This window comes from Stenotrophomonas sp. YIM B06876 (genome assembly GCF_030711595.1).
Lineage (GTDB): Bacteria > Pseudomonadota > Gammaproteobacteria > Xanthomonadales > Xanthomonadaceae > Stenotrophomonas.
The window spans coordinates 1-25,261 of record NZ_JAUJUJ010000008.1; the positions used below are offsets into that span (position 1 = coordinate 1).

General features: G+C 64.9%; 22 protein-coding genes and 5 tRNA genes. 11 read left to right on the top strand and 16 right to left on the bottom strand.

What is annotated here, in order from left to right; translation table 11 throughout:
- The coding region (locus QZH66_RS05305; protein ID WP_305804922.1) for an exodeoxyribonuclease VII large subunit at positions 1 to 304 on the top strand (304 nt) is incomplete at its 5' end.
- Here the strand turns inward: QZH66_RS05305 and QZH66_RS05310 are convergent.
- The 3 genes from QZH66_RS05310 to QZH66_RS05320 form a co-directional block, all read right to left on the bottom strand.
- Entirely contained in the window at positions 295 to 1,419 is a 1,125-nt protein-coding gene (locus tag QZH66_RS05310; RefSeq protein WP_305804923.1) for an AcvB/VirJ family lysyl-phosphatidylglycerol hydrolase, read from the bottom strand. The two genes, QZH66_RS05305 and QZH66_RS05310, sit on opposite strands and share 10 nt — an antisense overlap.
- A 47-nt stretch (positions 1,420 to 1,466) precedes the next feature.
- Positions 1,467 to 2,381: a M48 family metallopeptidase gene (locus QZH66_RS05315; protein WP_305804924.1), complete on the bottom strand. Its 915-nt coding sequence runs from the start codon at positions 2,379 to 2,381 to the stop codon at positions 1,467 to 1,469.
- A 66-nt stretch (positions 2,382 to 2,447) separates the two neighbouring features.
- Positions 2,448 to 4,331 (bottom strand): formylglycine-generating enzyme family protein, encoded by a 1,884-nt coding sequence (locus QZH66_RS05320; RefSeq protein WP_305804925.1) that lies wholly within the window; start codon positions 4,329 to 4,331, stop codon positions 2,448 to 2,450.
- Between the two features lie 100 nt (positions 4,332 to 4,431).
- On the opposite strand from QZH66_RS05320, the gene rnd reads away from it, so the two are divergent.
- Positions 4,432 to 5,523: a ribonuclease D gene (gene rnd, locus QZH66_RS05325; RefSeq protein ID WP_305804926.1), complete on the top strand. Its 1,092-nt coding sequence runs from the start codon at positions 4,432 to 4,434 to the stop codon at positions 5,521 to 5,523.
- A 317-nt stretch (positions 5,524 to 5,840) separates the two neighbouring features.
- Here rnd and QZH66_RS05330 read toward each other — a convergent pair.
- Positions 5,841 to 5,916, bottom strand: a tRNA-Ala gene (locus QZH66_RS05330).
- Between the two features lie 286 nt (positions 5,917 to 6,202).
- Here QZH66_RS05330 and QZH66_RS05335 point away from each other — a divergent pair.
- The 7 genes from QZH66_RS05335 (at position 6,203) to QZH66_RS05365 (ending at position 12,957) form a co-directional block, all read left to right on the top strand.
- Positions 6,203 to 6,278 (top strand) — tRNA-Phe (locus tag QZH66_RS05335).
- A gap of 234 nt (positions 6,279 to 6,512) precedes the next feature.
- Positions 6,513 to 7,049 (top strand): lipocalin family protein, encoded by a 537-nt coding sequence (locus QZH66_RS05340; RefSeq protein ID WP_305804927.1) that lies wholly within the window; start codon positions 6,513 to 6,515, stop codon positions 7,047 to 7,049.
- A 376-nt stretch (positions 7,050 to 7,425) separates the two neighbouring features.
- Positions 7,426 to 7,902, top strand: a complete 477-nt coding sequence (locus QZH66_RS05345) for an LEA type 2 family protein (RefSeq protein WP_305804928.1) — start codon at positions 7,426 to 7,428, stop codon at positions 7,900 to 7,902.
- 58 nt (positions 7,903 to 7,960) lie between these two features.
- Positions 7,961 to 9,751 carry an acyl-CoA dehydrogenase C-terminal domain-containing protein gene (locus QZH66_RS05350; protein ID WP_305804929.1) on the top strand — a complete coding sequence of 597 codons (1,791 nt, stop codon included), beginning with the start codon at positions 7,961 to 7,963 and terminating at the stop codon, positions 9,749 to 9,751.
- A gap of 123 nt (positions 9,752 to 9,874) precedes the next feature.
- Positions 9,875 to 10,534: an HNH endonuclease gene (locus QZH66_RS05355; RefSeq protein ID WP_305804930.1), complete on the top strand. Its 660-nt coding sequence runs from the start codon at positions 9,875 to 9,877 to the stop codon at positions 10,532 to 10,534.
- 116 nt (positions 10,535 to 10,650) lie between these two features.
- On the top strand, positions 10,651 to 12,564 hold the full coding sequence (gene dxs / locus QZH66_RS05360) for a 1-deoxy-D-xylulose-5-phosphate synthase (RefSeq protein ID WP_305804931.1): 1,914 nt from the start codon (positions 10,651 to 10,653) through the stop codon (positions 12,562 to 12,564).
- Positions 12,565 to 12,801: 237 nt separating this feature from the next.
- Positions 12,802 to 12,957, top strand: a complete 156-nt coding sequence (locus tag QZH66_RS05365) for a hypothetical protein (RefSeq protein WP_305804932.1) — start codon at positions 12,802 to 12,804, stop codon at positions 12,955 to 12,957.
- Between the two features lie 209 nt (positions 12,958 to 13,166).
- Here the strand turns inward: QZH66_RS05365 and QZH66_RS05370 are convergent.
- From QZH66_RS05370 to uvrB, 11 genes are all read right to left on the bottom strand, one after another.
- Positions 13,167 to 13,243 (bottom strand) — tRNA-Pro (locus tag QZH66_RS05370).
- Between the two features lie 184 nt (positions 13,244 to 13,427).
- Positions 13,428 to 13,784, bottom strand: coding sequence for a MerR family transcriptional regulator (locus QZH66_RS05375; protein ID WP_305804933.1), 357 nt, complete (start codon positions 13,782 to 13,784; stop codon positions 13,428 to 13,430).
- Entirely contained in the window at positions 13,765 to 14,064 is a 300-nt protein-coding gene (locus QZH66_RS05380) for an integration host factor subunit alpha (RefSeq protein WP_054657702.1), read from the bottom strand. Before QZH66_RS05380 ends, QZH66_RS05375 begins: the two co-directional genes overlap by 20 nt.
- A 22-nt stretch (positions 14,065 to 14,086) precedes the next feature.
- Entirely contained in the window at positions 14,087 to 16,468 is a 2,382-nt protein-coding gene (gene pheT / locus QZH66_RS05385; protein WP_305804934.1) for a phenylalanine--tRNA ligase subunit beta, read from the bottom strand.
- 108 nt (positions 16,469 to 16,576) lie between these two features.
- Positions 16,577 to 17,572, bottom strand: a complete 996-nt coding sequence (gene pheS, locus QZH66_RS05390; RefSeq protein WP_305804935.1) for a phenylalanine--tRNA ligase subunit alpha — start codon at positions 17,570 to 17,572, stop codon at positions 16,577 to 16,579.
- A gap of 194 nt (positions 17,573 to 17,766) precedes the next feature.
- Positions 17,767 to 18,126 (bottom strand): 50S ribosomal protein L20, encoded by a 360-nt coding sequence (gene rplT, locus QZH66_RS05395; protein WP_305804936.1) that lies wholly within the window; start codon positions 18,124 to 18,126, stop codon positions 17,767 to 17,769.
- Between the two features lie 10 nt (positions 18,127 to 18,136).
- Entirely contained in the window at positions 18,137 to 18,334 is a 198-nt protein-coding gene (rpmI, locus tag QZH66_RS05400; RefSeq protein WP_002811096.1) for a 50S ribosomal protein L35, read from the bottom strand.
- Between the two features lie 339 nt (positions 18,335 to 18,673).
- The gene (gene infC, locus QZH66_RS05405; protein WP_345783828.1) at positions 18,674 to 19,213 is read right to left on the bottom strand and encodes a translation initiation factor IF-3; all 540 of its coding nucleotides are present in this window, start codon (positions 19,211 to 19,213) and stop codon (positions 18,674 to 18,676) included.
- 60 nt (positions 19,214 to 19,273) lie between these two features.
- Positions 19,274 to 21,178, bottom strand: coding sequence for a threonine--tRNA ligase (gene thrS / locus QZH66_RS05410; RefSeq protein ID WP_305804937.1), 1,905 nt, complete (start codon positions 21,176 to 21,178; stop codon positions 19,274 to 19,276).
- 482 nt (positions 21,179 to 21,660) lie between these two features.
- A tRNA-Val gene (locus tag QZH66_RS05415) sits at positions 21,661 to 21,735 on the bottom strand.
- A 98-nt stretch (positions 21,736 to 21,833) separates the two neighbouring features.
- A complete protein-coding gene (gene uvrB / locus QZH66_RS05420) occupies positions 21,834 to 23,852 on the bottom strand; it encodes an excinuclease ABC subunit UvrB (RefSeq protein WP_305804938.1) in 2,019 nt (672 codons plus the stop codon).
- Positions 23,853 to 24,014: 162 nt separating this feature from the next.
- Between uvrB and QZH66_RS05425 the strand changes: the two genes are divergently transcribed.
- Both QZH66_RS05425 and QZH66_RS05430 read left to right on the top strand, forming a co-directional pair.
- A complete protein-coding gene (locus QZH66_RS05425) occupies positions 24,015 to 24,560 on the top strand; it encodes a GspH/FimT family pseudopilin (RefSeq protein WP_305804939.1) in 546 nt (181 codons plus the stop codon).
- Between the two features lie 68 nt (positions 24,561 to 24,628).
- Positions 24,629 to 24,705, top strand: a tRNA-Asn gene (locus QZH66_RS05430).
- Positions 24,706 to 24,811: 106 nt separating this feature from the next.
- On the opposite strand, the gene QZH66_RS05435 is transcribed toward QZH66_RS05430, so the two are convergent.
- Positions 24,812 to 25,261 (bottom strand): type IV pilin protein, encoded by a 450-nt coding sequence (locus QZH66_RS05435; RefSeq protein ID WP_345783826.1) that lies wholly within the window; start codon positions 25,259 to 25,261, stop codon positions 24,812 to 24,814.

A 25,261-nucleotide genomic window follows, 5' to 3' on the forward strand; every position in this document is an offset into this window, starting at 1 on the left:
GCAGCGCCGGCTGACCGCCCTGCACGAGCGGCTGCTGGCACTGGCATCGCGGCCGCAGGCGGCAATGGCGCGGCAGCTGCAACGCGATGCGCTGCGGCTGCGGGCGCTGGCCCGGTCACTGGAAGCGGTCAGCCCGTTGGCGACCGTCGCGCGCGGCTATTCGATCCTCACCCGCAGCGACGATGGCAGCCTGGTGCGCAGCGCCGTCCAGGTCCGTCCCGGCGACCAGCTGCAGGCCAGACTGGCCGACGGCGTGCTGCAGCTGCGGGTTGAACAGTCCCGCACCGACTGCGCTCAGGGCTGAGCCGCAGCGGCCTGCCGCCATCCGTCCAGGATGATCCGCGCGAGCGTGACCGGGTCACGGTCGAAGTGGTGGCCGCCGGGGCGCTCCACCACCTCGGCAATCTGGCCGCGCAGTTCGCGGCACAGGCTGTCTTTTTCTTCCTTGCCATAGATGCACTGCACCCGCACCGGCCGCAGGCCGGCCAGGACCGGCAGGATCGGCACCTCGCGCGATTTGCCCCAGCCAAACCAGCCACCCACCCGCACCTTGAAATCGGCGCCGTGCGCCAGCCCGAGCAGGGACACGAAACGCACGCTGCGACGCTGCGCCGGGGGCAGCCGCGGATAGGCGAACGGCAGCACATCGGCGCCAAACGAGTAGCCGACCAGGGCCACGTCGTCAGCCTGCCAGCGCGCGCAGTAGTGGCCCAACACCCAGGCCAGGTCATCGGCCAGCTGCTGCGGGGTCTTCTGTTTCCAGAAATAGCGCAGGCTGTTCCAGCCTAGCACTGACACCCCCTGCCGGTTGAGCTCGGCGGCAATGCCCTGGTCCAGCTCACGCCAGCCGCCATCGCCGGACAGCAGGATCACCAGCCGGTGGCTGCCGGGCACCGGCAATTCGACCAGCGGCAATGCCCGCTTGCCCGGCGCAGCCGGTTGCGGGAAACGCGTGGTGGCCGCCTCCCCCAGCGCAACGTCGGTGGCCCCGGCCGGCAACACCTGCAGCGCGCCGGCCAGCGCCGCCAGTGGGCCGGTAATGCAATCGGCCGACCTGCCCGGCGCAGGGGCTTCTCGCACCAGTGCCCCCGGGGGAGCGCTCGCGGCACCCTGCCGTACCAGCGTCGCGCCGGCACCATCACCGACCAGCAAGGGCGGCAGGAAGGCGTCCCACTGCCCGCGTTCCAGTAATTTCCTCGCCAGCCGTTCGGCAGCTTCGGCCAGCCCCGTACAGGGACCCGGCGGCGCGGAATCAGGAAACAGCAGCAGCACCGCCCGCGCCGGCCCCTGCGGGCGCACCGGTTGCGGCTCGCCATGGAGCCCTTCCAGCGTCGCCTGCCGGTGCGTCCACAACGCGTAGCCGCCAAGCAGCACCACCAGCAGCAAGGTGCTCCACCCTTGCCGGCTCCTCCACTTCATCGTCTGGCTCCCGTCCTTCCCGCACTCACGCGCACACGCCGGCCTCCTCAGACGCCGGCAGCGGCTCCGCGGCAGAAGCGCTGCCGGTACTCCATCGCCTTGGGCATCAACGCCTGCAGGTTCTGGATCCGGGTCCCGGGATTGGGATGGGTGGAGGAGAACTCCGGCGGCGCCTGCCCGCCGCTGGCCGAATCCATGCGTTCCCACAGCGGAACGGCTTCCTGCGGATTGAAACACGCGGCCGCCGCCAGCATCAGCCCGACTTCGTCAGCCTGGGTTTCATGGCTGCGCGCATACGGCAGCAGATAGCCGTAGCCCATCGCGGCCATCATCATCTGTTGCTGCTGGGCATCCATGCCACTGGCCGCACCGGCCATCTGCCCGATCTGGGTCAGCTTCTGCTGGGCCATGCGCTGCGCACCGTGGCGCAGCAACGCATGGGCGATTTCGTGGCCCATCACCACCGCCACCGCATCGGCGTTCTGCGCCACCGGCAGCAACCCGGTATAGACCGCCATCTTGCCGCCGGGCAGGCAGAACGCATTGGCCTGGTCGGACTGGATCACATTGACGTCCCAGTCGAAGTCGCGGGAGAAATGCCGGGGCTGTTGCCCGTGTTCGGCGGCCAACGCGCTTTCCACCACGTCCACCTTGGCGATCAGGCGCCGCGCGATCTCGCGCACCTGGCGCGCCACCTGAGAATGGGGATCGAGCGGATGTTCCTGCGACAGGATCTGCTGGTAAGCCTGCAAACCCAGCGCTTTTTCCTGCTCGGCGTCCAGGCTGTTGTCGATCAGTACCTTCTGGCCGGTATACGGATCAACACTGCGGTTGGACAGGTAATAGCAGCCGCCATACACCGCAAATCCGAGCAGGATGATCCAGCGGAAATTGCCGAAAAGCCCGCCGCGACGACCGGCTTGCCCGGCGCCGCGCTGCCTGCCTGAGGGATCTTGTCGCATGGTGTGGATCCGAAGATGCGCCGGAGCGGCGGCGGCGATCTTAGCGCGCGCCCGGAGGCGGCGATGTCAAATGCCGCGCACCAGGCGGAAGCCGATGCGGGCACTGGTGGCATCCGAATCCTGCGCCAGTCGCCACGCCGCACGCGTCTGCTCGGGGGCGTTGGCCCAGTTGCCGCCGCGTACCAGCCGCTGCCGGCAGCCGGGGTTGTACCAGGCGGCACCGTCGGCCGGTGCACGCCGGTAGCTGGCATGCCAGCAGTCGGCGACCCACTCGCTCACATTGCCGCCCATGTCGTGCAGCCCCCAGCGGTTGGCGCGGAAGCTGGCCACCGGCGCCACGCCCCAGTAGCCGTCGCCGTAGCCGATGAAGGCGTTGCTCCAATGGCGGCCACTGGGGGACACATCTTCGCTGCCGGTAAAGTTGCCGGTGCCTTCCGGCGGCACGCCGGCATCGCCCCACGGGTAGCGCCCACTGGTGCCGGCACGCATCGCATATTCGAATTCGGCCTCGCTCGGCAGCCGGTAATAGCGGCCGGTCTGCTCCGACAGCCACGCCGCATACGCCTCGGCGTCGCGCACGCTGACGTGTATCACCGGGTTGTTGGGCGGGGCCTTGGCGCCGTTGTAATCCGAGCGCCAATCCACGCCGCTGTGACGGACGAAATTGCCGCTGCGCTCGTCATAGACCACCGAATGCCCGCGCCGGGTGGCGCGCGGCCGGGCATGGGTGGCTTCAACGAAGCGGCCGAATTCGGCGACGGTGACTTCGGTGATCGACATCGCAAAGCCGCGCTCAAAGCGCACGTAATGCTGCGGACGCTCGGCGTCGCTGGCCCCCAGCTCGGCGTAGCCCGCGCCCATCTGGAAGCCGCCATGCGGAACCACGATCATCTGCGGGCCGCGGCCCCCTTCGCGCAGGGCGTCGGTGAACACCTGCCCCGGTCGGAAGCTGCCGTAGTGGCTGACCAGATCGATCCGCTCGCGCAATTGCGCCACCGCCGCATCCCCGGGCAAGGCGATCCGCAACGCCCGCTCCAGCTTTTCACGCGCCGGTTTCAAACCCTGTGGTGTGGCCAGATCGCGCAGGCCACCATCGCGCAAGGCCGCCACCTGCGCAGCGCGCATCGCCTCGATGCGCACCCGGGCGTCGGCCACGGTTACCGCGCCCGGACGGATGGCAGCGGCTTTCTGCAGCCACTGCACGGCCATCGGAAAATCAGCCACCGTCGCCGTCAGTTCGGCGCGGCGGATCAACCCGCTTTCCACCGCCGCCAAACCCTGCGTGGCACGGCTGGACCCGGGCGCCAGCGCCAGCGCGGCGCGGAAGTTCGCCAGGGCACGGCCGCCGTCTTCGCCCAGACGGTCATTGCGCAGGTCTTCTTCACCGGCACGGTTGAACGCCAATACCTGCTGCGAACGTTGCACGCGCTGCTGCAGGCGGTTGCTGGCTTCATCGTCGGGGGCCAGGGTCGCAGCCACCCGGACCAGCTCGACCGCCTGCAGCAGCGCCTGGCGCTGCTCCTCGGGCTGCGTCAACAACCTCTCGGCGCTTTTCAGCAGGCGTTGCCGCGCTTTCAACAGGCCCTGCCTGGCTTCCCGGTCCTGTGGCTGCAACGAAAGAATGGCCAGATACAGCGGAATGGCGTCCTCGGCGCCCTGATACAACCGGTCTGCCGCCAGCGCTTTGGCCGCATCGCGCCGCGCCTTACCCAGATCTGCGGGCTGCAGCTGCACCTGCGGGATGATCCACGCCGGCCTGTTTTCAACTCGCGCCGGAAGCGGCGCCGGAAGCGGCGCCGGCAGCGGCTCCGGTCGCGGCACCTCCACCACCTCGCGCTGCGGCGCCTGCGCATCGGCCGCGTGCGGCGAAGGAGACGGCGCTTGCGTGCAGGCACTGCCGGCAAGCGCCAGCAGCCAGGTTGTCCGCAGCAGATGAGCGCTAATGCGCAAGGCCCCTCCCTTCGTTGTACATGGCTGGCGTGACCGTGGCCCGGCCGACGTTAGGCTATTCTCGCCTGCCAGAGCAAACCCTGCAGTTGACGGATATCACGTGGCTTATTGGATCACACACCCGGCGGAACTCGACGAACGCTACCGCCAGCGTCCCAGCCGGATCGGGCTGGATACGGAATTCATCCGCGAGCGCACCTACTGGCCGCAACTGGCGCTGGTGCAGATGGCGGTCGGCGACGAAATCCTGCTGATCGACCCGCTGATTCCCGGGATGACCGACGCCCTGCGCCCGTGGCTGACCGATCCGGAGATCCTCAAGGTGATGCACAGCGCCAGCGAGGATCTGGTCGCCTTCAAGTGCGCCTGCAACGCCGTTCCCAGGCCGCTGTTCGACACCCAGACCGGCGCGGCGCTGGCCGGAATCGGCAGCGGCATGGGCTACCAGAAGCTGGTGGCCGAGATCACCGGCACTGCCTTGCCCAAGGGCGAGACCCGCTCGGACTGGATGCGCCGCCCGCTTTCGCCCTCGCAGCTGGAATACGCGGCCGACGATGTGGTGCACCTGTTCGCGCTGCACGATGAAATTGCACAACGCCTGCAAACGCAGTCACGCCAGGCGTGGCTGCAGGAAGACTGCGAGCGGATGCTGGCCAATGCCGAGAATGACGAGAGCGAGCGTTGGCCGCACACCAGCATGCGCGCATCGCAATTCCTGGATGCCGATGCCCAGCATCGCCTGTTGCGCCTGCTGCGCTGGCGCGATGTACAGGCCCGGCAGAACGACAAGCCGCGCAGCTGGATCCTCGACAACGAGCTGGCCACGACATTGGCGAAGTTCCCGCCGGCCGATCCAGCCGCCATGCAGCGCCAGTTCGAGCGCTTCCCGAAAGCCCCGCGTAAACTGGCATCGCAGCTATGGCAGGCATTGATCACGCCGCTGCAAGACGAGGCCACTGCGCCGCTGGTGCCACCGGCCAGCGACAGCAACAAGGCCGCGCTGAAACGTCTGCAGGAGGCTGTCGCCGCGCATGCCGCCACGCTTGGACTGCCCGAGGGCGTGCTGGCCTCGCGCAAGCACCTGGAGTCGTGGATCGAACAGGGGCAATGGCCGCCCGCCTTGGGCCAGTGGCGCCGACAGGAACTGGAACACCGCCTGCAGCCACTGATCATGGATGCTGCCGGGCGATAACCACCCGCCCTCGGAATCGTCCCGTCGCAATGGCGGGACGACTGCAGTGCAGGTCATGCCCGCCATCTCCCGCACCGTTGCTGCCGTGCCAAAGGGACTCCGTCGACGGTGGACGGGGCGCGGCTTCATCCGCAGCTGGGGCGCAGCAGGCTGACCAGGACGTTGCATCCAACATGTGGCGCTCAGCGGCGCCCGGGAATGACGCCCGCAAAGCAGCAGCCCGAAACCGCCGCCTGCACGGGAGAAATTTTCCGCCGTACCGGCGACGCAAACAAAAACGCGCCACACCTTGGGGGTGCGACGCGCTTTGCATGTCGTGGTGGAGCGGAAGGGGATCGAACCCTCGACCTTCGCGATGCGAACGCGACGCTCTCCCAGCTGAGCTACCGCCCCGTACGACGGGGGAATCTTACCGGGTCCGATGGGCATCCGCCAACAGAAATCGAAAATTCCGGGTGACAAACCATCCCGCGCACGCCTGTGTCCCGTTGCGTTCCCGCACAGCGACAAGTCCCGGCCACCGCTTTGAATCCCGCCTGCGGCAGCGCTGGCATTCCAGGATATGCATCTGCGCCCCGGAAACCGGTCAATCGAAAATTCTTTTGCATTTTCTCTTGCCGAATCCTGAAGACCTTCGTATCATGCGCGTCCTCGCTGGCAACAACGCAGCGACAAAAGTGGCCGAGTAGCTCAGTTGGTAGAGCAGGGGATTGAAAATCCCCGTGTCGGCGGTTCGATTCCGTCCTCGGCCACCATTTACAGAAAGCCTGCAGAAATGCGGGCTTTTTTGTTTCCATTGTTGCCTGGCGGGAACCGGCACGGACTGCCGATAGCGGATTGACGGCATGGGTCTTGATCGGCGCGGACCACAACCCCGCCCGTCTCGATCGTTACCTCCGCACGCGATACCGTGCCGGTGGCAAACAAAAGCTTCACTTCCGCGGCGTCGACATTGCCTACCCTGCGCTGACCTCCGGGGAGAGACAGACATGCGCGGTCATCCTTTGTTGTTCCTGCTGCTGGCGCTGTTCGCCCCGGCCGCGATTGCCGCACCGGCAGTAAGCTCGGTGCAACATCTGGACATGGATCGTTACGCCGGGCAGTGGCATGAGATCGCCCACCTGCCGGTGTCGTTCCAGAAAAAATGCATCGCCGGGATCACCGCCACCTACAGCCTGCGCAGCGATGGCCGCATCAGCGTCATCAACGCCTGCAAGACCGGTGAGGGCAAGCGCCTGGAGGCGACAGGAGTGGCGCGCCCGGTCACCGGCCACCCCGGCCGTCTGCAGGTGCGTTTCGCGCCCGACTGGCTGTCATGGCTTCCGCTGGTGTGGGCGGACTACTGGGTAATCGCGCTGGACCCGGAGTACCAGTGGGCGGTGATCGGCGGACCGGACCGGAAATATCTGTGGATCCTCTCGCGCACCGCGGACATGGACGCCGCACTGTTCGAGCGCCTCAAGCAGCGGGCGGTGGACATGGGTTACGAGCTGGCCCCGCTCAAGGTGATGGCCCCATTGCGTTGAAAACGGCCGCCAGCGCCTGACGGTCCGCTGACAGGCGCGACAGGCGCGACAGTCGGCGGCGTCGCACTCCGTCCGCAGCAGTGCAGGATTCAACGCCCCCTCCTACATCACGAACCTCGGATTCCTCCTGGCCCACCGGTTCAAACCATTTGCGCGCAAGCGCAGCGGTTGTGGCGACGGCCGGACTGCATTGCTGCATCCGCCACAAAGTGGACGAAAAAAGCGCAGCGAGCCCGCCGCGTGCCGCCTTGAGGGATGGCCTCAGGGCGCAGCCTGCGCCCTGCCGTCGCGCGGAGCGCCCACCCCGGCCTTACTCCCGCCATACGCCGTAGTATCCTGAGGTCGATCCCCTATCCAGTTCCGAGGACCGTGCGGCATGCGCCAATTTACCCAGTACGCCCTGATCGCCCTTTGCGCGCTTGCGCTGACCGCCTGTGGCAACAGCACGGTCAAGCGCGTCTCCGAACCGGCCGCCAGCATCCAACAGCTCACCGTCGGCAATGACGGCCACTGGACCGTGGAGCTGCGCCTGCGCAATTACAGTTCGATGCCGATGCGCTTTGATCACGTCGCACTGAAGATCACCGTCGGCGACCAGCTGGCCGGCACGCTGACCGCCTCGCCGGCACTGTCGATCGGTCCGGAATCGGCCGATGTGGTGCGCGTGGAACTGCAACCGGCCTCCCCGGCGCGCCTCGTTGTTGCCGATACCCTCGCCGGCGCACGCGCACTGCCCTATGAGCTGCAGGGCGAGATCAGTGTCACCCCCGAAGCGCGCAAGCAGCGCAGCTTCCCGCTGCAGTCACGCAACACCCTCAGCCCCGCGCCCGGACTGCCCGGCGTGCTGCGCTGATCTCCCACCTGCATCGCGGCGCGCAGCGCCGCCGCACCCATCGTTCGAGGTTTGGTTGATGAGTTCCTACAAAGCTCCCCTTTCCGACATCCGTTTCGCCCTGCACGACGTGCTCAAGGTCGAACCGCTGTTCGCCCGTCTTGGCTTCAGCGATGCCACCGCCGACGTGGTGGATGCCGTGCTTGAAGAGGCCGGGCGCTTCAGTGCCACCGTGCTGGCGCCGTTGAACAGCATCGGCGACGAGATTGGCTGCGTGCTCGACCAGGCCAGTGGCGAAGTCACCACCCCGCCCGGTTTCAAACAAGCCTATGCGCAGTTCGTCGACGGCGGCTGGACCGGCCTGACCGCGGCGCCGGAACACGGCGGCCAGGGCCTGCCGCATACGCTGGGGGTGCCGCTGAACGAAATGGTCAATGCCGCCAACCTGGCCTGGGGCAATTTCCCGCTGCTCTCGCATGGCGCGGTCGAAGCGCTGAAATACCATGGCGAAGCCTGGCAGCAGGAGGTCTTCCTCAAGCCACTGATCGAAGGCCGCTGGACCGGCACCATGTGCCTGACCGAACCCCACTGCGGCACCGACCTGGGTCTGCTCAAGACCCGCGCCGAGCCCAATGCCGATGGCAGCTATGCCATCACCGGCACCAAGATCTTCATCACCGCCGGCGAACACGACCTCACCGACAACATCGTGCACCTGGTGCTGGCCAAGCTACCCGACGCACCGGCCGGGGCCAAGGGCATCTCGCTGTTCGTGACTCCGAAATTCAAGGTCGACCGCGACGGCAAGGTAGGCGCGCGCAATGCGCTGCGCTGCGGTTCGATCGAACACAAGATGGGCATCAAGGGCTCGGTCACCTGCGTGATGAATTTCGACGGCGCCGAAGGGTATCTGGTCGGCCAGCCGCACAAGGGCCTGCAGGCGATGTTTACGATGATGAACACTGCCCACCTCGGTGTCGGCCTGCAGGGCATCGGACTGTCTGAGCGCGCCTACCAGAACGCCCTCAAGTACGCCCGCGAGCGTCTGCAATCGCGTTCGCTGAGCGGGCCGAAGAATCCGGACAAACCGGCCGATCCGATCCTGGTCCACCCGGACGTGCGGCGCATGCTGCTCACGATCAAATCGCTGGTCGAAGGCAGCCGCCTGCTCGCACTGCACGCCGCCACCCTCATCGACATCGCCGGGCATGCCGAAGATGCCGGCGAGCGCGAGCGCGCCGATACGCTGGTGAGCTTCCTGACCCCGATTTCCAAGGCCTGCCAGACCGAATGGGGTATCGAGAACACGTACAACGCGCTGCAGTGCTTCGGCGGCCACGGCTACATCCACGAACACGGCATGGAGCAGCTGGCGCGCGACGCCCGCATCACCACGCTGTATGAAGGCACCACCGGTATCCAGGCGCTGGACCTGATCGGCCGCAAGACCGCCTCCAGCCAGGGCGCAGGGCTGAAGCTGTTCCTGGCCGAGATCGAAACCTTCCTCAAGGACAATGCCGACAACACTGCTGTGGCCGAGTTCCTGGCACCGCTGCAGGCCAAAGCCGAGGAATGGCGCAGGCTGACGATGGCAACCCTCAAGCGCGCCGCCGCCAATCCCGAGGAACTGGGCGCGGCCAGCTACGACTACCTGTTCTATTCGGGTTACGTGGTGCTGGCCTACTGGTGGGCCCGCAGCGTGGCCGCGGCCGATGCATCAACACACAGCGAAGACTTCAAACAGGGCAAACGCGAAACCGCCCGTTTCTACTTCGCCCGCGTGCTGCCGCGTACCCTGACCCACGCTGCCAACATCGACGCCGGCGCCGATTCGTTGATGGCCATGAGCGACGCCCACTTCGGCGAATAAGTCCCACACCGGGACGGGCCAGCCCGTCCCGGTGCCGGTCGCGCTGGTTTACAAACGCCAGCCACATGCCCGAACGGTGCAGTTACACACGCCGCCAACATTCGGGTATAAGCTGTTTTCCCGATGGAGACAGACACAACCCCGCTGGGTCTGGTCGATACCGGAGCAGTTTCCGCTCCGGCGACGGAGTTTTCGCCTTCATTTCCGCTGCACCGCCTCGGCACCGTGCGACTGCTGTCCCTGGATGCGCATGGCCGGGTGCTGGACTGGATCAACTGGCAGGACGCGGCATGTCTTTACGCCCGCGGCGCGGTGGCCTGGACCCTCGGCGATCCCTGCCTGCATGTACACGGCGGTCTGTGCCGTCTCACCGGATTGCGAAGCGGGCTGGACCTGCATCCGATCATCGCTGCACGCGGACATGCGCGCTCACGCGCGGCCGACCCCACTCCCAACCTGACCAATCCGGCGCTGTTCAACCGCGATGCGCAACTGTGCCTGTATTGCGGCCAGCAGTTCAGCCGCCCGCAGCTCACCCGCGACCATGTGCTGCCGCTGTCCAAGGGCGGCCTGGATATCTGGGAAAACGTCGTCAGCGCGTGTTTCCACTGCAACTCGCGCAAGAGCAACCGCACGCCCCAGCAAGCCAACATGCCGTTGCTGGCCGTGCCGTACCGGCCGAGCTGGATCGAACACCTGATCCTGTCCAACCGCAACATCCTCGCCGACCAGATGGCCTTCCTGAAGGCGCAATTGCCAAAGCGCTCCAAGCTGCTGACCTGAACCGGCGCTTCAGATTCAAAATTTCCCTCCTCATTCCGCGCTCACAGCTGAACCGCTTTGCTTGCCCCACCCTGCAATGGCGGCGAAAATAGCGGTTCAGCTGAAGCACGAAGAAAATGATCGACTCTGCCCGCTATCCACGCCTCGCGCGTATCCAGACGCCGGATGACCTGCGTACGTTCGACGAAGCCGATCTGACCGCGGTTGCGGAGGAACTGCGTGCGTATCTGATCGAGTCGGTGGGCAAGAGTGGCGGCCATTTCGCCGCCGGTCTCGGCGTCATCGAATTGACCGTCGCCCTGCACTATCTCTACAACACGCCGGTGGACCAGCTGGTGTGGGATGTCGGCCACCAGACCTATCCGCACAAGATCCTCACCGGACGCCGCGACCAGATCCATACGGTCAAGCAGAAGGATGGCGTGGCGCCGTTTCCCAAGCGCGAGGAAAGCGAATACGACACCTTCGGCGTCGGCCACTCTTCGACCTCGATCTCGGCCGCGGTGGGCATGGCCATCGCCCGCCAGCGCCAGGGCGATCAACGCAAGGTCGTGGCGGTGATCGGCGATGGCGCGATGACGGCCGGCATGGCCTTCGAAGCGCTGGCACACGCCGGCGGCATGGACGACGAGCCGGATGTGCTGGTCGTGCTCAACGACAACAACATGTCGATTTCCGAAGCGGTCGGCGGCATGACCAAGATGCTCGGCCGCGCCACGGCCAGCCGCACGCTCAACGCGCTGCGCGAAGGCGGCAAGAAAATTCTTGGCGACAAGCGCAGCAGTCCGCCCGCGCGCTTCGTCAAACGCTGGGAAGAGCAGTGGAAGGGCATGTTCGTGCCCTCCACCGCGTTCGAGCAGATGGGCTTCCATTACACCGGCCCCATCGATGGCCACGACCTGCCGCTGCTGCTGTCCACGCTCAAGACCCTCAAGGGCAAGAAGGGACCGCACCTGCTGCACATCATGACCACCAAGGGCAAAGGCTACGAGCCGGCCGAGGATGACCAGATCGGTTACCACGCCGTCGGCCCGTTCGATCCGAGCAAGGGCCTGCCAACCAAGAGCGCGCCGAAGAAACCGACCTATACCGACGTGTTCAGCGACTGGCTGTGCGACGCCGCTGCCGCCGAACCCCGGCTGCTGGCCATCACCCCGGCCATGCGCGAAGGCTCCGGGCTGGTGCGCTTCAGCAAGGAATATCCGCAACGTTATTTCGACGTCGCCATCGCCGAGCAGCATGCGGTGACGCTGGCCGCGGGCATGGCGACCCAGGGCGCAAAACCGGTGGTGGCGATCTATTCCACCTTCCTGCAACGCGCCTACGACCAGCTGGTCCATGACGTGGCGATCCAGGATCTGGACGTGCTGTTCGCGATCGACCGCGCTGGCGTGGTCGGCCCGGATGGCGCCACCCATGCCGGCAATCTCGATCTCAGCTTCCTGCGCTGCGTGCCGAACATGCTGGTCATGGCGCCGGCCGATGAAGCCGAGTGCCGGCAGATGCTCAGCACCGGCCTGCAACACGGCGGTCCGGCCGCAGTCCGCTATCCCCGTGGCAGTGGTACCGGCGTGGACGCCGGCCGCGACCTGCAGACCTTGCCGATCGGCAAGGCGCAACTGCGCACCAATGGCTCGCGGATCGCGCTACTGGCATTTGGCTCCACCGTGGCCGCGGCCGAACAGGTCGGTCGCGAGCTGGGCCTGACCGTGGTCAACATGCGCTTCATCAAACCCCTGGACCGCAGCCTGTTGCTTGATCTGGCCAAGCGTCACGAGGGTTTTGTCACCATTGAGGACAACGTGGTCGCCGGCGGCGCGGGTTCAGGCGTATCGGAGCTGCTCAACGCCGAAGCGGTCCTGATGCCGATACTGCACCTGGGCCTGCCCGATGCGTTCCAGCACCACGCCAGCCGCGAGGACCTGTTGGCGGAAGCCGGCATCGATGCCGCTGGCATCCGCCGCGCCGTACTTGCGCGCTGGCCGCTCCTGGTTGGCGACGCCAAAGCACCCGTCAGCGCCGCCGGCTGAGTACCGCCACCGCCGGCCGCGCTGCAGCGGGTCGATTTCACGCCACGGGTATTTTCCTGTTGCCGCCGGCCATGCGATCAGGTTGCGCGGTGGAGCAGCCCGCTCCGCTTCAAACCAGGCACGACGGCCTGCGCAACGCGCGACGTGCCTGTAGCGCACACGACCGAAAAACACAATGCAGTAACAACGGGGGGCATACGTTGTTGGAGCGGTGAGTCCATCGCAGTGGAGGACGAAATGAGTGACACCAAGCACACCCCGAGCCAGCCGAAAAAGCCTGCGGCCAACGATCCCAAGCGCGAACAACATGGCCAGCAGCAACAGCAGGTAGAGCGCAAGGAACACGGCCACAAGGAGCAGCACTCGCCCGGCGCCGGCAAACAGCACAAATAATCCGTTCCCCCGCACTACAGCCGGAATACACAAGGGTCGCGCCGCCAGGCGCGGCCTTTTTCTTTGCGACCGGCGTGGCCGCCGAAAAACCCTCCATGCGCCCTGGCAAAGCACAGGACAGCAGTCACCAGATACGGGGGCTGCGCTGCCGGGCGCAATGAAAAAGGGCCCGCGCATCGCTGCGCAAGCCCTTGTTCCGTTGCAATTGTTGGTCGGGACGGCCGGATTTGAACCGACGACCCTCTGCCCCCCAGGCAGATGCGCTACCAGGCTGCGCTACGCCCCGAACTTGAATTGCGTTCCGGTCACCATGGTGACCGGCCGGTGATTATAACGGGTTTGATCGCGCAATGGACCAGCGGCGATGCAATTGCCTCACTGCTTCCAACGCCATCGCGCCACTCCACTACAGACACCATTGCTGCAGCCGTTGGCGGATTGCGCCGCGAACCTGCATGCAGCCTGCCGCCTCAGCGTCGCAGCAGTTGCAGCACTTCCTCCAGCTCCATCCGCACCTGGCGGATGATCTGGTTGCTGAGCGCGGACTCTTCCTTCGCGCCCTCGCCTTCCAGGCGCAGGCGCGCGCCCCCGATGGTATAGCCCTGCTCGTAGAGCAGACCGCGGATCTGCCGCACCATCAGCACATCGTGGCGCTGGTAATAACGGCGGTTGCCGCGGCGCTTGGCCGGCTCAAGGCTGGGAAACTCGGTTTCCCAATAACGCAGCACATGCGGCTTGACGTCACACAGCTCGCTGACTTCACCAATGGTGAAGTAGCGCTTCGCCGGAATCGGCGGAAGTTCGCGATTACTGCCCGGATCCAGCATATGCCTCCACCCGCTCCTTGAGCTTCTGGCCCGGACGGAAGGTGACCACCGTACGGGCGGAAATCGGAATTTCCTCGCCGGTCTTGGGATTGCGGCCCGGGCGCTGGTTCTTGCGCCGCAGGTCGAAATTGCCGAAGCCGGAAAGCTTCACCTGACGTCCCTGTTCCAATGCATCGCGCAACACATCGAAGAACGCGTCGACAAACTCCTTGGCTTCGCGCTTGTTCAGACCGACTTCGTCGAACAACCGGTCTGCCATCTCCGCCTTGGTCAATGCCATGCCTGCCCCCTGTATCTCCGCCTCAACCTCGAATCCGCGCGCGATGTTCACGCTCGATGGCGGCCACCACTCCAGTCATCACGGCGTCCACGTCGTGGTCCGTCAGAGTGCGCGACTTGTCCTGCAAAATCAAGCCCATAGCGAGACTCTTGAAACCCGGCTCGACGCCCTGGCCGACATAACGATCGAACAGGATGACATCACGCAACAGCGGCCCGACCGACTGGCGGATGGTCGCGGACAGCGCCGCCCAGCTGACCTGTTCAGGCACCAGGAACGCCAGGTCGCGGCGAACCGAGGGAAACCGCGACAGCTCACCGGAATGCGGCAACGTGCGGGCCACCAGCGGCGCCAGATCCAGCTCGAACGCCAGCACATCGACATCGATCTCCAGCGCCCTGGCCAGACGCGGGTGCAACTGGCCGATCCAGCCAATGCACAGACCTTCGCGATAGATATCGGCCGAACGCGCCGGATGGCCGAACGGGCGCTGCGCCGGACGGAATTCCAGCACCGCGGCAGACGCCAATGCCAGGGATTCCAGGTCGCCCTTGAGGTCATGGAAATCGACCTTGCGGGACGTCACGCCCCATTGCTGGGTCTGGGCATCACCGCACACCGCCGCCGCCACGCGCAGGGTCTCCAGCGGCGCAGGCTGGCCATCGCCTGCCTGCGCCTGGAACACACGCCCCAGCTCGAACAGGCGCACGCGTCCGGCTTGGCGCGCCACGTTGCGTCCCAGACCGGCCACCAGGCCCGGCAACAACTGCGGCCGCATCACCGCCAGTTCGGCCGACAGCGGGTTGGCCAGCGTCACCAGCGACTGCTCCAACTCCCACTGCGCAAGCAGGCCGGCGTCGACGAAAGCGAAATTGATCGTCTCCAGCATGTCGCGGGCCACCAGCTGGCGACGCACGCTCGCCTCGTCCAACCGGGTCTCGCTGGGCATCGCTATCCGCGCGGCCCCACCCGGCAGTGTGGTCGGAATGTTCTCGTAGCCATGGATGCGCGCCAACTCTTCAATCAGGTCTTCTTCGATGGCGATATCGAAACGACGGGGAGGCGCGGTGACCTGCCAACCCTCGGCGGACGCCACGACCTGCATGCCCAGCGCCCGCAGAATGCGCTCCACTTCGGCGTCGGCAATCGAAACCCCCAGCACCCGGCCGATACGGGCGCGTCGCAGCAGGATGGTCGCCGGCACCGGCAGATCGGCGGCCCGCACCGCTTCGGTCACTGGCGCAGGCGTACCGCCGGCCAAGTCGATCACCAGCCGGGTGGCGTATTCAATGGCATCACGCGGCAGCGCCGGATCCACCCCGCGCTCGAAGCGGTGGCCGGCATCGGTATGCAGGCCGAACTTGCGGCCACGGCCCATGATCGCCGCCGGCGCGAAATGCGCCGCTTCCAGGAACACCGCCGTGGTGTCATCAGTGACGCGGGTATCAAAGCCGCCCATCAAGCCGGCCAGGCCCACAGGACGATCGGCATCGGTGATGACCAGGAAGCTGTCATCCAGAGTGACGTCCCGACCATCCAGCAATTTGAGGGTCTCGCTCGCACGCGAGCGCCGCACCCCGATCGCACCCTGCAACGTCGCCAGGTCGTAGGCGTGCATCGGCTGGCCCAGCTCCAGCATCACGTACTGGGTGATGTCCACCAGCAGCGAGACCGGACGCACGCCACTGCGGCGCAGGCGCTCGGCCATCCACAGCGGGGTCGCGGCGGCGGCGTTGACGCCTTCGATCACCCGCCCGAGATAACGCGGCGCTTCGGCACCGGCATCGAGCTGGATCTGCAACTCGCGCGTGCCCACCGCCGGCACTGGCGTGGCCGCGAACGGCAACACTTCGCTGGAACAGGCGGCCGCCACATCGAAGGCAATGCCACGCACGCTGAAGCAGTCGGCGCGGTTCGGCGTCAGTTTGATCTCGATACTGGCGTCCGGCAGCCCCAGATATCCGACCAGCGTCTGGCCAACCGGCGCATCGGCGGGCAGCTCGAACAAGCCGGAAGCATCGCTGTCCAGCCCCAATTCCCTGGCCGAGCACAGCATGCCGTTGGAGTCCACGCCGCGCAGCTTGGCCGGCTTGATCTTCAACTCGCCGATCTGCGCGCCGATCATCGCCAGCGGCGCAACCAGCCCCGGGCGTGCGTTCGGCGCACCACAGACGATCTGCAGCGGCTCGCCCTGCCCGGCATCGACCTGGCAGATCTGCAGCCGGTCGGCTTCGGGATGACGCTCGGCGGAGAGGATCCGCGCCACCACCACGTGCTGCAGGCCCTCGCCCAGCGCGGTCACCTCTTCCACTTCCAACCCGATGGCGGTCAGGACCGCACTCAACTCATCGCGCGATGCGGTGGTGGGAACGTGGCTGCGCAGCCAGTTTTCGGAGAATTTCATCGATTGTCACCTCGGGCGAGCCGATCGCCCGCCATTGCCTTCTGTCATTGTCCGCGCCGCCAGCGCCACGCGCCCGGGGCCACGCATCCCGATGTATCGTGCGGCCGCTTACGCGAACTGCCGCAGGAACCGCACGTCGTTCTCGAAGAACGCGCGCAGGTCGTTCACCCCATAGCGCAGCATCGCAAAACGCTCCACCCCGAGCCCAAAGGCGAAGCCGGTGTAGCGCTCCGGATCGATGCCGACGTTGCGCAGCACATTCGGGTGGACCATGCCGCAGCCCAGCACCTCCAGCCAGCGGGTGCTGCCATCCTCCTGCTGCCAGGCGATATCAACTTCGGCCGACGGCTCGGTGAACGGGAAATAGCTCGGGCGGAACCGCATTTCGAAGTCGCGCTCGAAGAACGCACGCACGAACTCGGACAACGTGCCCTTGAGGTCGGCAAAGGTCGAATGTTCATCCACCAGCAGGCCTTCAACCTGGTGGAACATCGGCGAATGGGTCTGGTCGCTGTCACTGCGATAGACCTTGCCCGCGGCGATCATCCGCAGCGGCGGCGCGTGCTCGCCCATGTAGCGCACCTGCACCCCGGAGGTGTGCGTACGCAGCAGGCGGCCATCGCCAAAATAGAACGTGTCGTGCATCGCGCGCGCCGGATGGTGCGGCGGAAAATTCAACGCTTCGAAGTTGTGCCAGTCGTCCTCGATCTCCGGGCCTTCGGACAATTCGTAACCCAACCGGCCGAAGATGCCGGTGATGCGCTCCAGCGCACGCGTCACCGGATGCAGGCCGCCGCGTTCGCCCTGCCGTCCCGGCAGGGTGACATCGATCGATTCGGCCGCCAGGCGCGCATCCAGTGCGGCGTCTTCCAGCAGCGTCTTGCGCTCGCTCAACGCGGTGGAAACCGCATCGCGGGCACGGTTGATGGCCTCGCCGGCCGCTTTGCGCCCATCGGCTGGCAGCGCTCCCAGTTGCTTGAGCTGGGCGGTGATGCTGCCGCTTTTGCCCAGCAGGGCAACGCGCAGGTTTTCCAGCACTTCCGGGCTTTGTGCCGCAGCCACGTCGGCCAGCGCCTGGGCCGTCAGGGATTGGATGTCACTCATGGATCGACGGAACCTCGAGTCGGTTTGCCATCGCGATCTGCGCCGGGCCGACACCCGTCGCCACCGCTGCCTGATCGGCACGCTGCTCGCGCATCGACCAATACAAAAAAGAATGGGGAAGGACTTGCGCCCTTCCCCATGCATTGCCTCACCCTCAAACCGCTGCGCGTGAACGGCAGCGGCGGGGCATGGACTTATGCCGCCAGAGCGCTCTTGGCTTTCTCAGCCAGCGCGGCAAAACCGGCCGCATCGTGCACGGCGATATCCGCCAGCACCTTGCGATCCAGGGTAATGCCAGCCTTCAGCATGCCGTTCATGAAACGGCTGTAGCTCAGACCATTGATACGGGCCGCCGCATTGATACGGACGATCCACAACGAACGGAAATTGCGCTTCTTCTGCTTACGGCCAATGTAGGCGTACTGCTGTGCCTTGATGACGGCCTGCTTGGCAACACGGAAGACCTTGCGACGGGCGTTGTAATAACCCTTTGCCAGATCCAATACTTTCTTGTGGCGGCGACGCGCCTGCACACCACGCTTTACTCGTGCCATGGTTCAGTCCTCAGAGGTAGGGAAGCATACGGTCCAGACGGCCTGCGTCTTCTGCGCGGACGTGATTCGTCTGACGCAGGTTCCGCTTCCGCTTGGTCGCTTTCTTCGTGAGGATGTGGCTACGGTTGGCGTGGCCGCACTTGTACTTCCCGGAGGCGGTCTTGCGGAAACGCTTGGCCGCCGCCCGGTTGGTCTTGATCTTGGGCATTGCTATGTCCTTGATGGTGTTTTTTTTACTGACCAGGGCGGTGGCATTGCCACACTTTCCGTCCGTGCCCTTGCCTGCTTGTAAGCCCCGGATCCCTGGAGGATCGAGGCAGGTCCTGTTGAAACTCAAACAACAAACCCGGAAAACCGGGCCGCCTATTATGCCTGCGGCCACACCACCTTGCAATCATCGGCGCCAAAAGGCATCACCGAGGTCACGGGGCGGCTACCGCTGCCAACAGGGAAATGGAAAAGGCGCTGAAACACCCTTTTCCGCGAAGCCGGCCCGGACGCGGGACGCCGGGCGGCTGCGAAGCGGCGGCACGGCGCCGCACAGACTTCACTTCTTTTTCGGCGCAATCATCATGACCATCTGCCGGCCTTCCAGGCGCGGACGCGACTCGATCACGATGTCCTCACCAAGATCACTTTCGATGCGGGCCGCCATTTCACGCCCCAGCTCCTGGTGACTCATCTCACGGCCACGGAAGCGGATGTTGACCTTGATCTTGTCGCCATCTTCCAGAAAACCGCGCATCTTGCGCAGCTTGATCTGGTAGTCCCCGTCATCGGTGACCGGACGGAATTTGACTTCCTTGATCTCGACCTGCTTGGTCTTCTTCTTGGCTTCGTTCGCTTTCTTCTGCGCTTCGAACTTGAACTTGCCAAAGTCCATGATCTTGCACACCGGCGGATCGGCCTGCGGCTGGATCTCGACCAGATCCAGACCTTCCTCCTCAGCCTTCGACAGTGCTTCGTCGCGCGTCAACACGCCGAGCATTTCACCGTCGCTACCGATCACGCGCACGCGCGGCACACGGATTTCCTGATTCTTGCGGTTCTGTTTGTTGTCAGGGGTACTGATGTTGCAATCTCCCAGTGGAATCGAACCGGCCCCAGCAGAGCTCTCTACCAGGGCCGGGCTTTAGCTTGCTGCAGCTTACAACGTCCGCTCGGCCTGCAAGCGGCCAATGAAGGCCTGGACAGACATCGTACCCAGATCCTCACCCGCCCGCGTGCGCACGGCCACGGCACCCTCCTCCTTCTCGCGATCACCGATCACCAGCAGATAGGGCACCCGCTGCAGCGTGTGCTCGCGGATTTTACGGCCGATTTTCTCGTTACGCAAATCGGCGATCACGCGGAAGCCTTGCCCCGCAAGGGTTTTGCGCACATCGTCGCCGTAATCGGCCTGTGCGTCGGTGATGTTGGCCACCACCACCTGGGTCGGCGCCAGCCAGGCGGGGAATGCGCCAGCGTGATGCTCGATCAAAATACCGATGAAGCGCTCCATCGAACCGACGATTGCGCGGTGCAGCATGACCGGATGCTTCTTCTGGCTGTTCTCGTCCACGTACTCGGCGCCCAAGCGGCCGGGCATCATGAAATCGACCTGCATCGTGCCCAGCTGCCAGGTACGACCGATCGCGTCCTTGAGGTGGTACTCGATCTTGGGACCATAGAACGCCCCCTCGCCCGGCAACTCCTGCCACTCGACGCCGCAGCTGGACAGCGCCGCGCGCAGCGCGCCTTCGGCCTTGTCCCAGGTGTCGTCATCGCCCAGGCGCTTTTCCGGGCGCAGCGCGATCTTGATCTGGATATCGTCGAAACCGAACGCGGCATACACCGCCAGCGCCTGCCGGTGGAACGCGGTGACTTCGGCTTCGATCTGGCTCTCGGTGCAGAAGATGTGGCCATCGTCCTGGGTGAAACCACGCACGCGCAGGATGCCGTGCAACGCGCCCGACGGCTCATTGCGATGGCAGGCGCCGAATTCGCCATAGCGGATCGGCAGGTCGCGGTAGCTGTGCAGGCCCTGGTTGAACACCTGCACGTGGCCCGGGCAATTCATCGGCTTGAGCGCATAGGTGCGCTTTTCCGACTCGGTGAAGAACATGTTTTCCTGGTAGTTGTCCCAATGGCCGGACTTCTGCCACAGCGATACATCCAGGATCTGCGGGCAGCGCACTTCGCCGTAGCCGCTGTCGCGATAGACCTTGCGCATGTACTGCTCGACCACCTGCCACAGCGCCCAGCCCTTGGGGTGCCAGAACACCAGGCCCGGCGCTTCTTCCTGCAGATGGAACAACTCCTGCTGCTTGCCGATGCGGCGGTGGTCGCGCATTTCGGCTTCTTCGATGCGTTTGATGTAGGCCTCCAGCTGCTTCTTGTCGGCCCAGGCGGTGCCGTAGATGCGCTGCAGCTGCTCGTTCTTGGCATCACCGCGCCAGTAGGCACCGGAAATGCGGGTCAGCTTGAACGCTTTCAGAAAACGCGTGTTGGGCACGTGCGGGCCGCGGCACATGTCCACGTATTCCTGGTGGTAGTACATGCCCATGGCCTGGATGTCGGCGGACATGTCCTCGATCAGGCGCAGCTTGTAGTCCTCGCCCCGCGCCTGGAAGATCTCGACGACCTCCGCGCGCGGCGTCACTTTCTTGATGACGTCGTAGTCCTGCGCGATCAGCTCGGCCATGCGCTTTTCAATCGCAGCCATGTCCTCCGGGGTGAACGGGCGTTCGGAGTAGATGTCGTAGTAGAAGCCTTCGGCGATGACCGGGCCGATCACCATCTTCACCTCCGGATACAGCTGCTTGACCGCATGGCCAACCAGGTGGGCGCAGGAATGGCGAATGATCTCGACGCCCTCCTCGTCCTTGGCGGTGATGATGCGCAGGCTGGCATCGTGGTCGATGACATCAACGGCATCCACCAGCACACCGTCCACCGAGCCGGCGATGGTGGCCTTGGCCAGGCCGGCGCCGATCGACTGGGCGACGTCCATGACACTGACGGGGTTTTCGAACTCACGGCGGCTGCCGTCGGGGAGCGTGATCGCGATCATGTCTGTGCTTTGGCTGATGGCCCGCGTAATGGGCCAGGGAATATGGATTCGAAGGGGAAGCGCGTGGCGAATAAAAAAGGCGCCACGCGGGCGCCTGTTGTCAGCGGCCGTCGGCAGTACTCAGCGGTGGACGGTGGTAGTGCTCATGTCACACGCTCGGCCGGCGCTTGGCGCGGGCCACCTTGTTGCCTTGCTGCGGAGGCAATGATCTTAAACCAATCAAGGCATGAATGCGCCGCAACCGGCCTGAAGCCTACCTGCGCCGCGGGCGCCTGCCACCGCGGCCGGTCGATGCGCCGGCTATGGGCGCGACGAAGACCCGCGCGCCCTCGCTGATCGCGAATAACTGTAAGTGGCGCCGGCAAGGCAACACGCACAACGCCAACGCAGGCAGCCCCATCACTTTTCCCGAGGCAACAAAAAACCGGCACGATGGCCGGCTTTTTCGATACCCACTTCCCGCCCGATATTCCGAACTGAAGTGGTGGGCGGTACAAGGTTCGAACTTGTGACCCCTACCATGTCAAGGTAGTGCTCTACCGCTGAGCTAACCGCCCGTATTCCCGCAATGAATTGTGCGTTGCGGGGCGCGTATCTTAGTCCAGCCGTTTGCGAAGAACAATAGCTTTCGCAAAATTTCAGCAATCTTTCCGCCTCAGCCCAGGCTGGCCTCCTTCAGCTGCCGGATCTGGTCACGGATGCGCGCCGCCTCCTCGAACTCGAGATCACGCGCGTGCTGGTACATCTGCTGCTCCAGCGCCTTGAGCCGGGCGGCGACCTGCGCCGGTCCAAGCGAGCGGTAATCCGTCGTTTCTTCGGCCACACGCCGCCCGCGCCCCTTGCCGGAACGGCTGTCACCGCCCGCCTCCGTGCGCGCCCCTTCCAGGATGTCCACGATCGGCCGCGCCACCGACTTGGGCACGATGCCGTGCGCTTCGTTGTACTCGACCTGTTTGGCGCGACGGCGGTCGGTCTCATCGATCGCCGCCTGCATTGAACGCGTTATCCGGTCCGCATACAGGATGGCCTTGCCACGCACGTTGCGTGCCGCGCGACCGATGGTCTGGATCAACGAGCCGGTCGAGCGCAGAAAGCCCTCCTTGTCGGCGTCCAGAATGGCGACCAGCGACACCTCCGGCATGTCCAGACCCTCGCGCAACAGGTTGATGCCGACCAGCACATCGAACTTGCCCAGACGCAGATCGCGGATGATCTCCACCCGCTCCACCGTGTCCACGTCCGAATGCAGGTAACGCACGCGAATGCCGTGCTCGCCCAGGTATTCGGTCAGGTTCTCGGCCATGCGCTTGGTCAGCGTGGTGACCAGCACGCGGTCGCCCAGCTTGATGCGCTCGTGCACCTCGGACATCACGTCATCGACCTGGGTGCCAACCGGGCGGATCTCCACCACCGGATCGATCAATCCAGTGGGCCGCACCACCAGCTCGGTGATCTCGCCGCCGGATTCACGCAACTCGTATGGCCCCGGTGTGGCCGACACATAGATGCTGCGCGGCGAGCGCGCCTCCCATTCCTCGAACCGCAGCGGCCGGTTGTCCAGCGCGGAAGGCAGGCGGAAACCGAACTCCACCAGCGTCTCCTTGCGCGAGCGGTCGCCCTTGTACATGGCACCGACCTGCGGCACCGTCACGTGCGATTCGTCGACCACCAGCAATGCATCGGCCGGCAGGTAGTCGAACAGGGTCGGCGGCGGTTCCCCGGGCGCCTTGCCGGTCAGGTGCCGCGAGTAGTTCTCGATGCCGTTGCAGTAGCCGACCTCGGCCATCATTTCCAGGTCGAACTGGGTGCGCTGGGCCAGCCGCTGCGCCTCGACCAGTTTGTTCTGCGAATAGAGCTGCTCCACCCGCTCCTTCGCTTCCACCTTGATCGTTTCCACCGCGGCCAGCACGCGTTCGCGCGTGGTGGCGTAATGGGTCTTGGGGTAGATGGTGTAACGCATCATCTTGCGCAGGCTTTCGCCGGTCAGCGGATCGAACATGCTCAGCTGTTCCACCTCGCCATCGAACAGCTCGATGCGCACCGCCTCACCGTCCAGCTCGGCCGGGAACACATCGATCACTTCGCCACGTACGCGGAACGTACCGCGGTGCAACTCGTACTCGTTGCGCGTGTACTGCAACTGCGTCAGATGCCTGATCAGGTCGCGTTGATCGATGCGCTCGCCCTTGGACAGGATCAGCCGCATCGACAGATAGTCCTCCGGAGCGCCAAGGCCATAGATCGCCGACACCGTTGCCACCACAATCGCGTCCGGCCGCGACAACAGCGTCTTGGTCGCTGCCAGCCGCATCTGTTCGATGTGCTCGTTGATCGAACTGTCCTTCTCGATGAAGGTGTCCGACGACGGCACATAGGCCTCGGGCTGGTAGTAGTCGTAATAGCTGACGAAATACTCCACCGCGTTGTGCGGAAAGAACGCCTTGAACTCACCGTACAGCTGCGCGGCCAACGTCTTGTTTGGCGCCATCACCAGTGTCGGCTTCTGTACCTGCTGGATCACGTTGGCGATCGTGTAGGTCTTGCCGGACCCGGTGACGCCCAGCAGCGTCTGCTTGGCCACCCCTGCCTCGAAGCTGGCAACCAGCTTGTCGATGGCCGCGGGCTGGTCACCTGCCGGCGAATACGGGGAAACGAGCTCGAAACGGTCGGTCATGGCGACGTCAACGGCGGGGGTTGTCAAGTATAGCGAGCCTGCGGATGACAGCCGGACAAGGAACTTCCCTACCCGCCAACCCGCCCTCGCCCGAATGGCGGGCCCGAAGCGGGAACGCAACATGCCCATGTGCCCGGATACAGGGCAAATCCAGGAAGGATCATGGCAAGGACGCCACCTGACGGCCGCTTCCCGGGCAACGGGTTCACGCTGATCGAAGCCCTCATCACCGTCGCCATCCTGTCGGTCACCCTGGCGATCGCCGCACCCTCCCTGAGCGAGTTCAGCCGTCGCCAACGTGGCATCGCCGCCACCAACCTGCTCGTCACCCATCTGCATCTGGCGCGCACCCACGCGGTGACTCACCGCGCGACCACCTCGGTCTGCCCATCCGCCGATATGAGCACCTGCATTGCCGGCTCCGACTGGAGCTCCGGCTGGATCGTATTTTTCGACCCCCGCGGAAACAAGCGCCCCGACAGTGCCAGCGACATCATCTGGAAGGAATCGAGAGCTACGAATACCGGCATCAGCATCACCTCAACCACCGGCCGACCGCAGGTCCGCTATCTGCAGGACGGGAGGAGTTCGGGGAGCAACCTCACCGTAAGCATCTGCACGCAAAAACGGCTGTTGAACCAGATCATCATCAACAATGCGGGCCGCGCGCGACTCGCCCGCCCGACACAACCGACGCCTTGCCCGTAGGCGGGAACATCCATGACCGCGCTGCGGCTATTGCACATCCCTACATGCACCAATACAATGCGCACCTCGCCCGAATAGCTCAGCCGGTTAGAGCACTTGACTGTTAATCAGGGGGTCGTTGGTTCGAGTCCAACTTCGGGCGCCAAATGAAAAAACCTGCCTTACGGCAGGTTTTTTTTTTGCACCTTCTACAAGTGGGCGCCTCGGTGACGCTCACTTGCGGAATGATCAGCGCAAGTGCCTCTTTGGCATTACCAGCACTCACCCGCAGTAGCCGCCGTGCCGGTCTTGCCACGAGCACCCTTGGCATCAATGGATAGCGTCCCGCACTTTCCATCCTTCTGCTTGGCAGTAGGCGTCGCAGTGATGGCGTAAGTTTTCGCAGCCGGCGCAGCACTGAAAGCAATCACATAAAAATCGTCCACACCCTGCCCACACTGTGCCGGCGCTGGGGCATTCGCGTAAGTCATATTAGTCGTGTAAAAGCGCTCCATGAATTGCGCTCGTTCCTGCAAGCATGCAGCAGCAGTCGCACGCCGGGTTTTTATTACATGCGCCTGATAGCTGGGTAACGCGATGGCGGAGAGAATCGCCACGATCGCCACCACGACCATCAACTCGATCAAGGTAAACCCAGCCACCCTGGACCGCGCCGGCAACAGGGAGTCGCTATCGCGCCCCCCTTTGATCATCGGAATCAT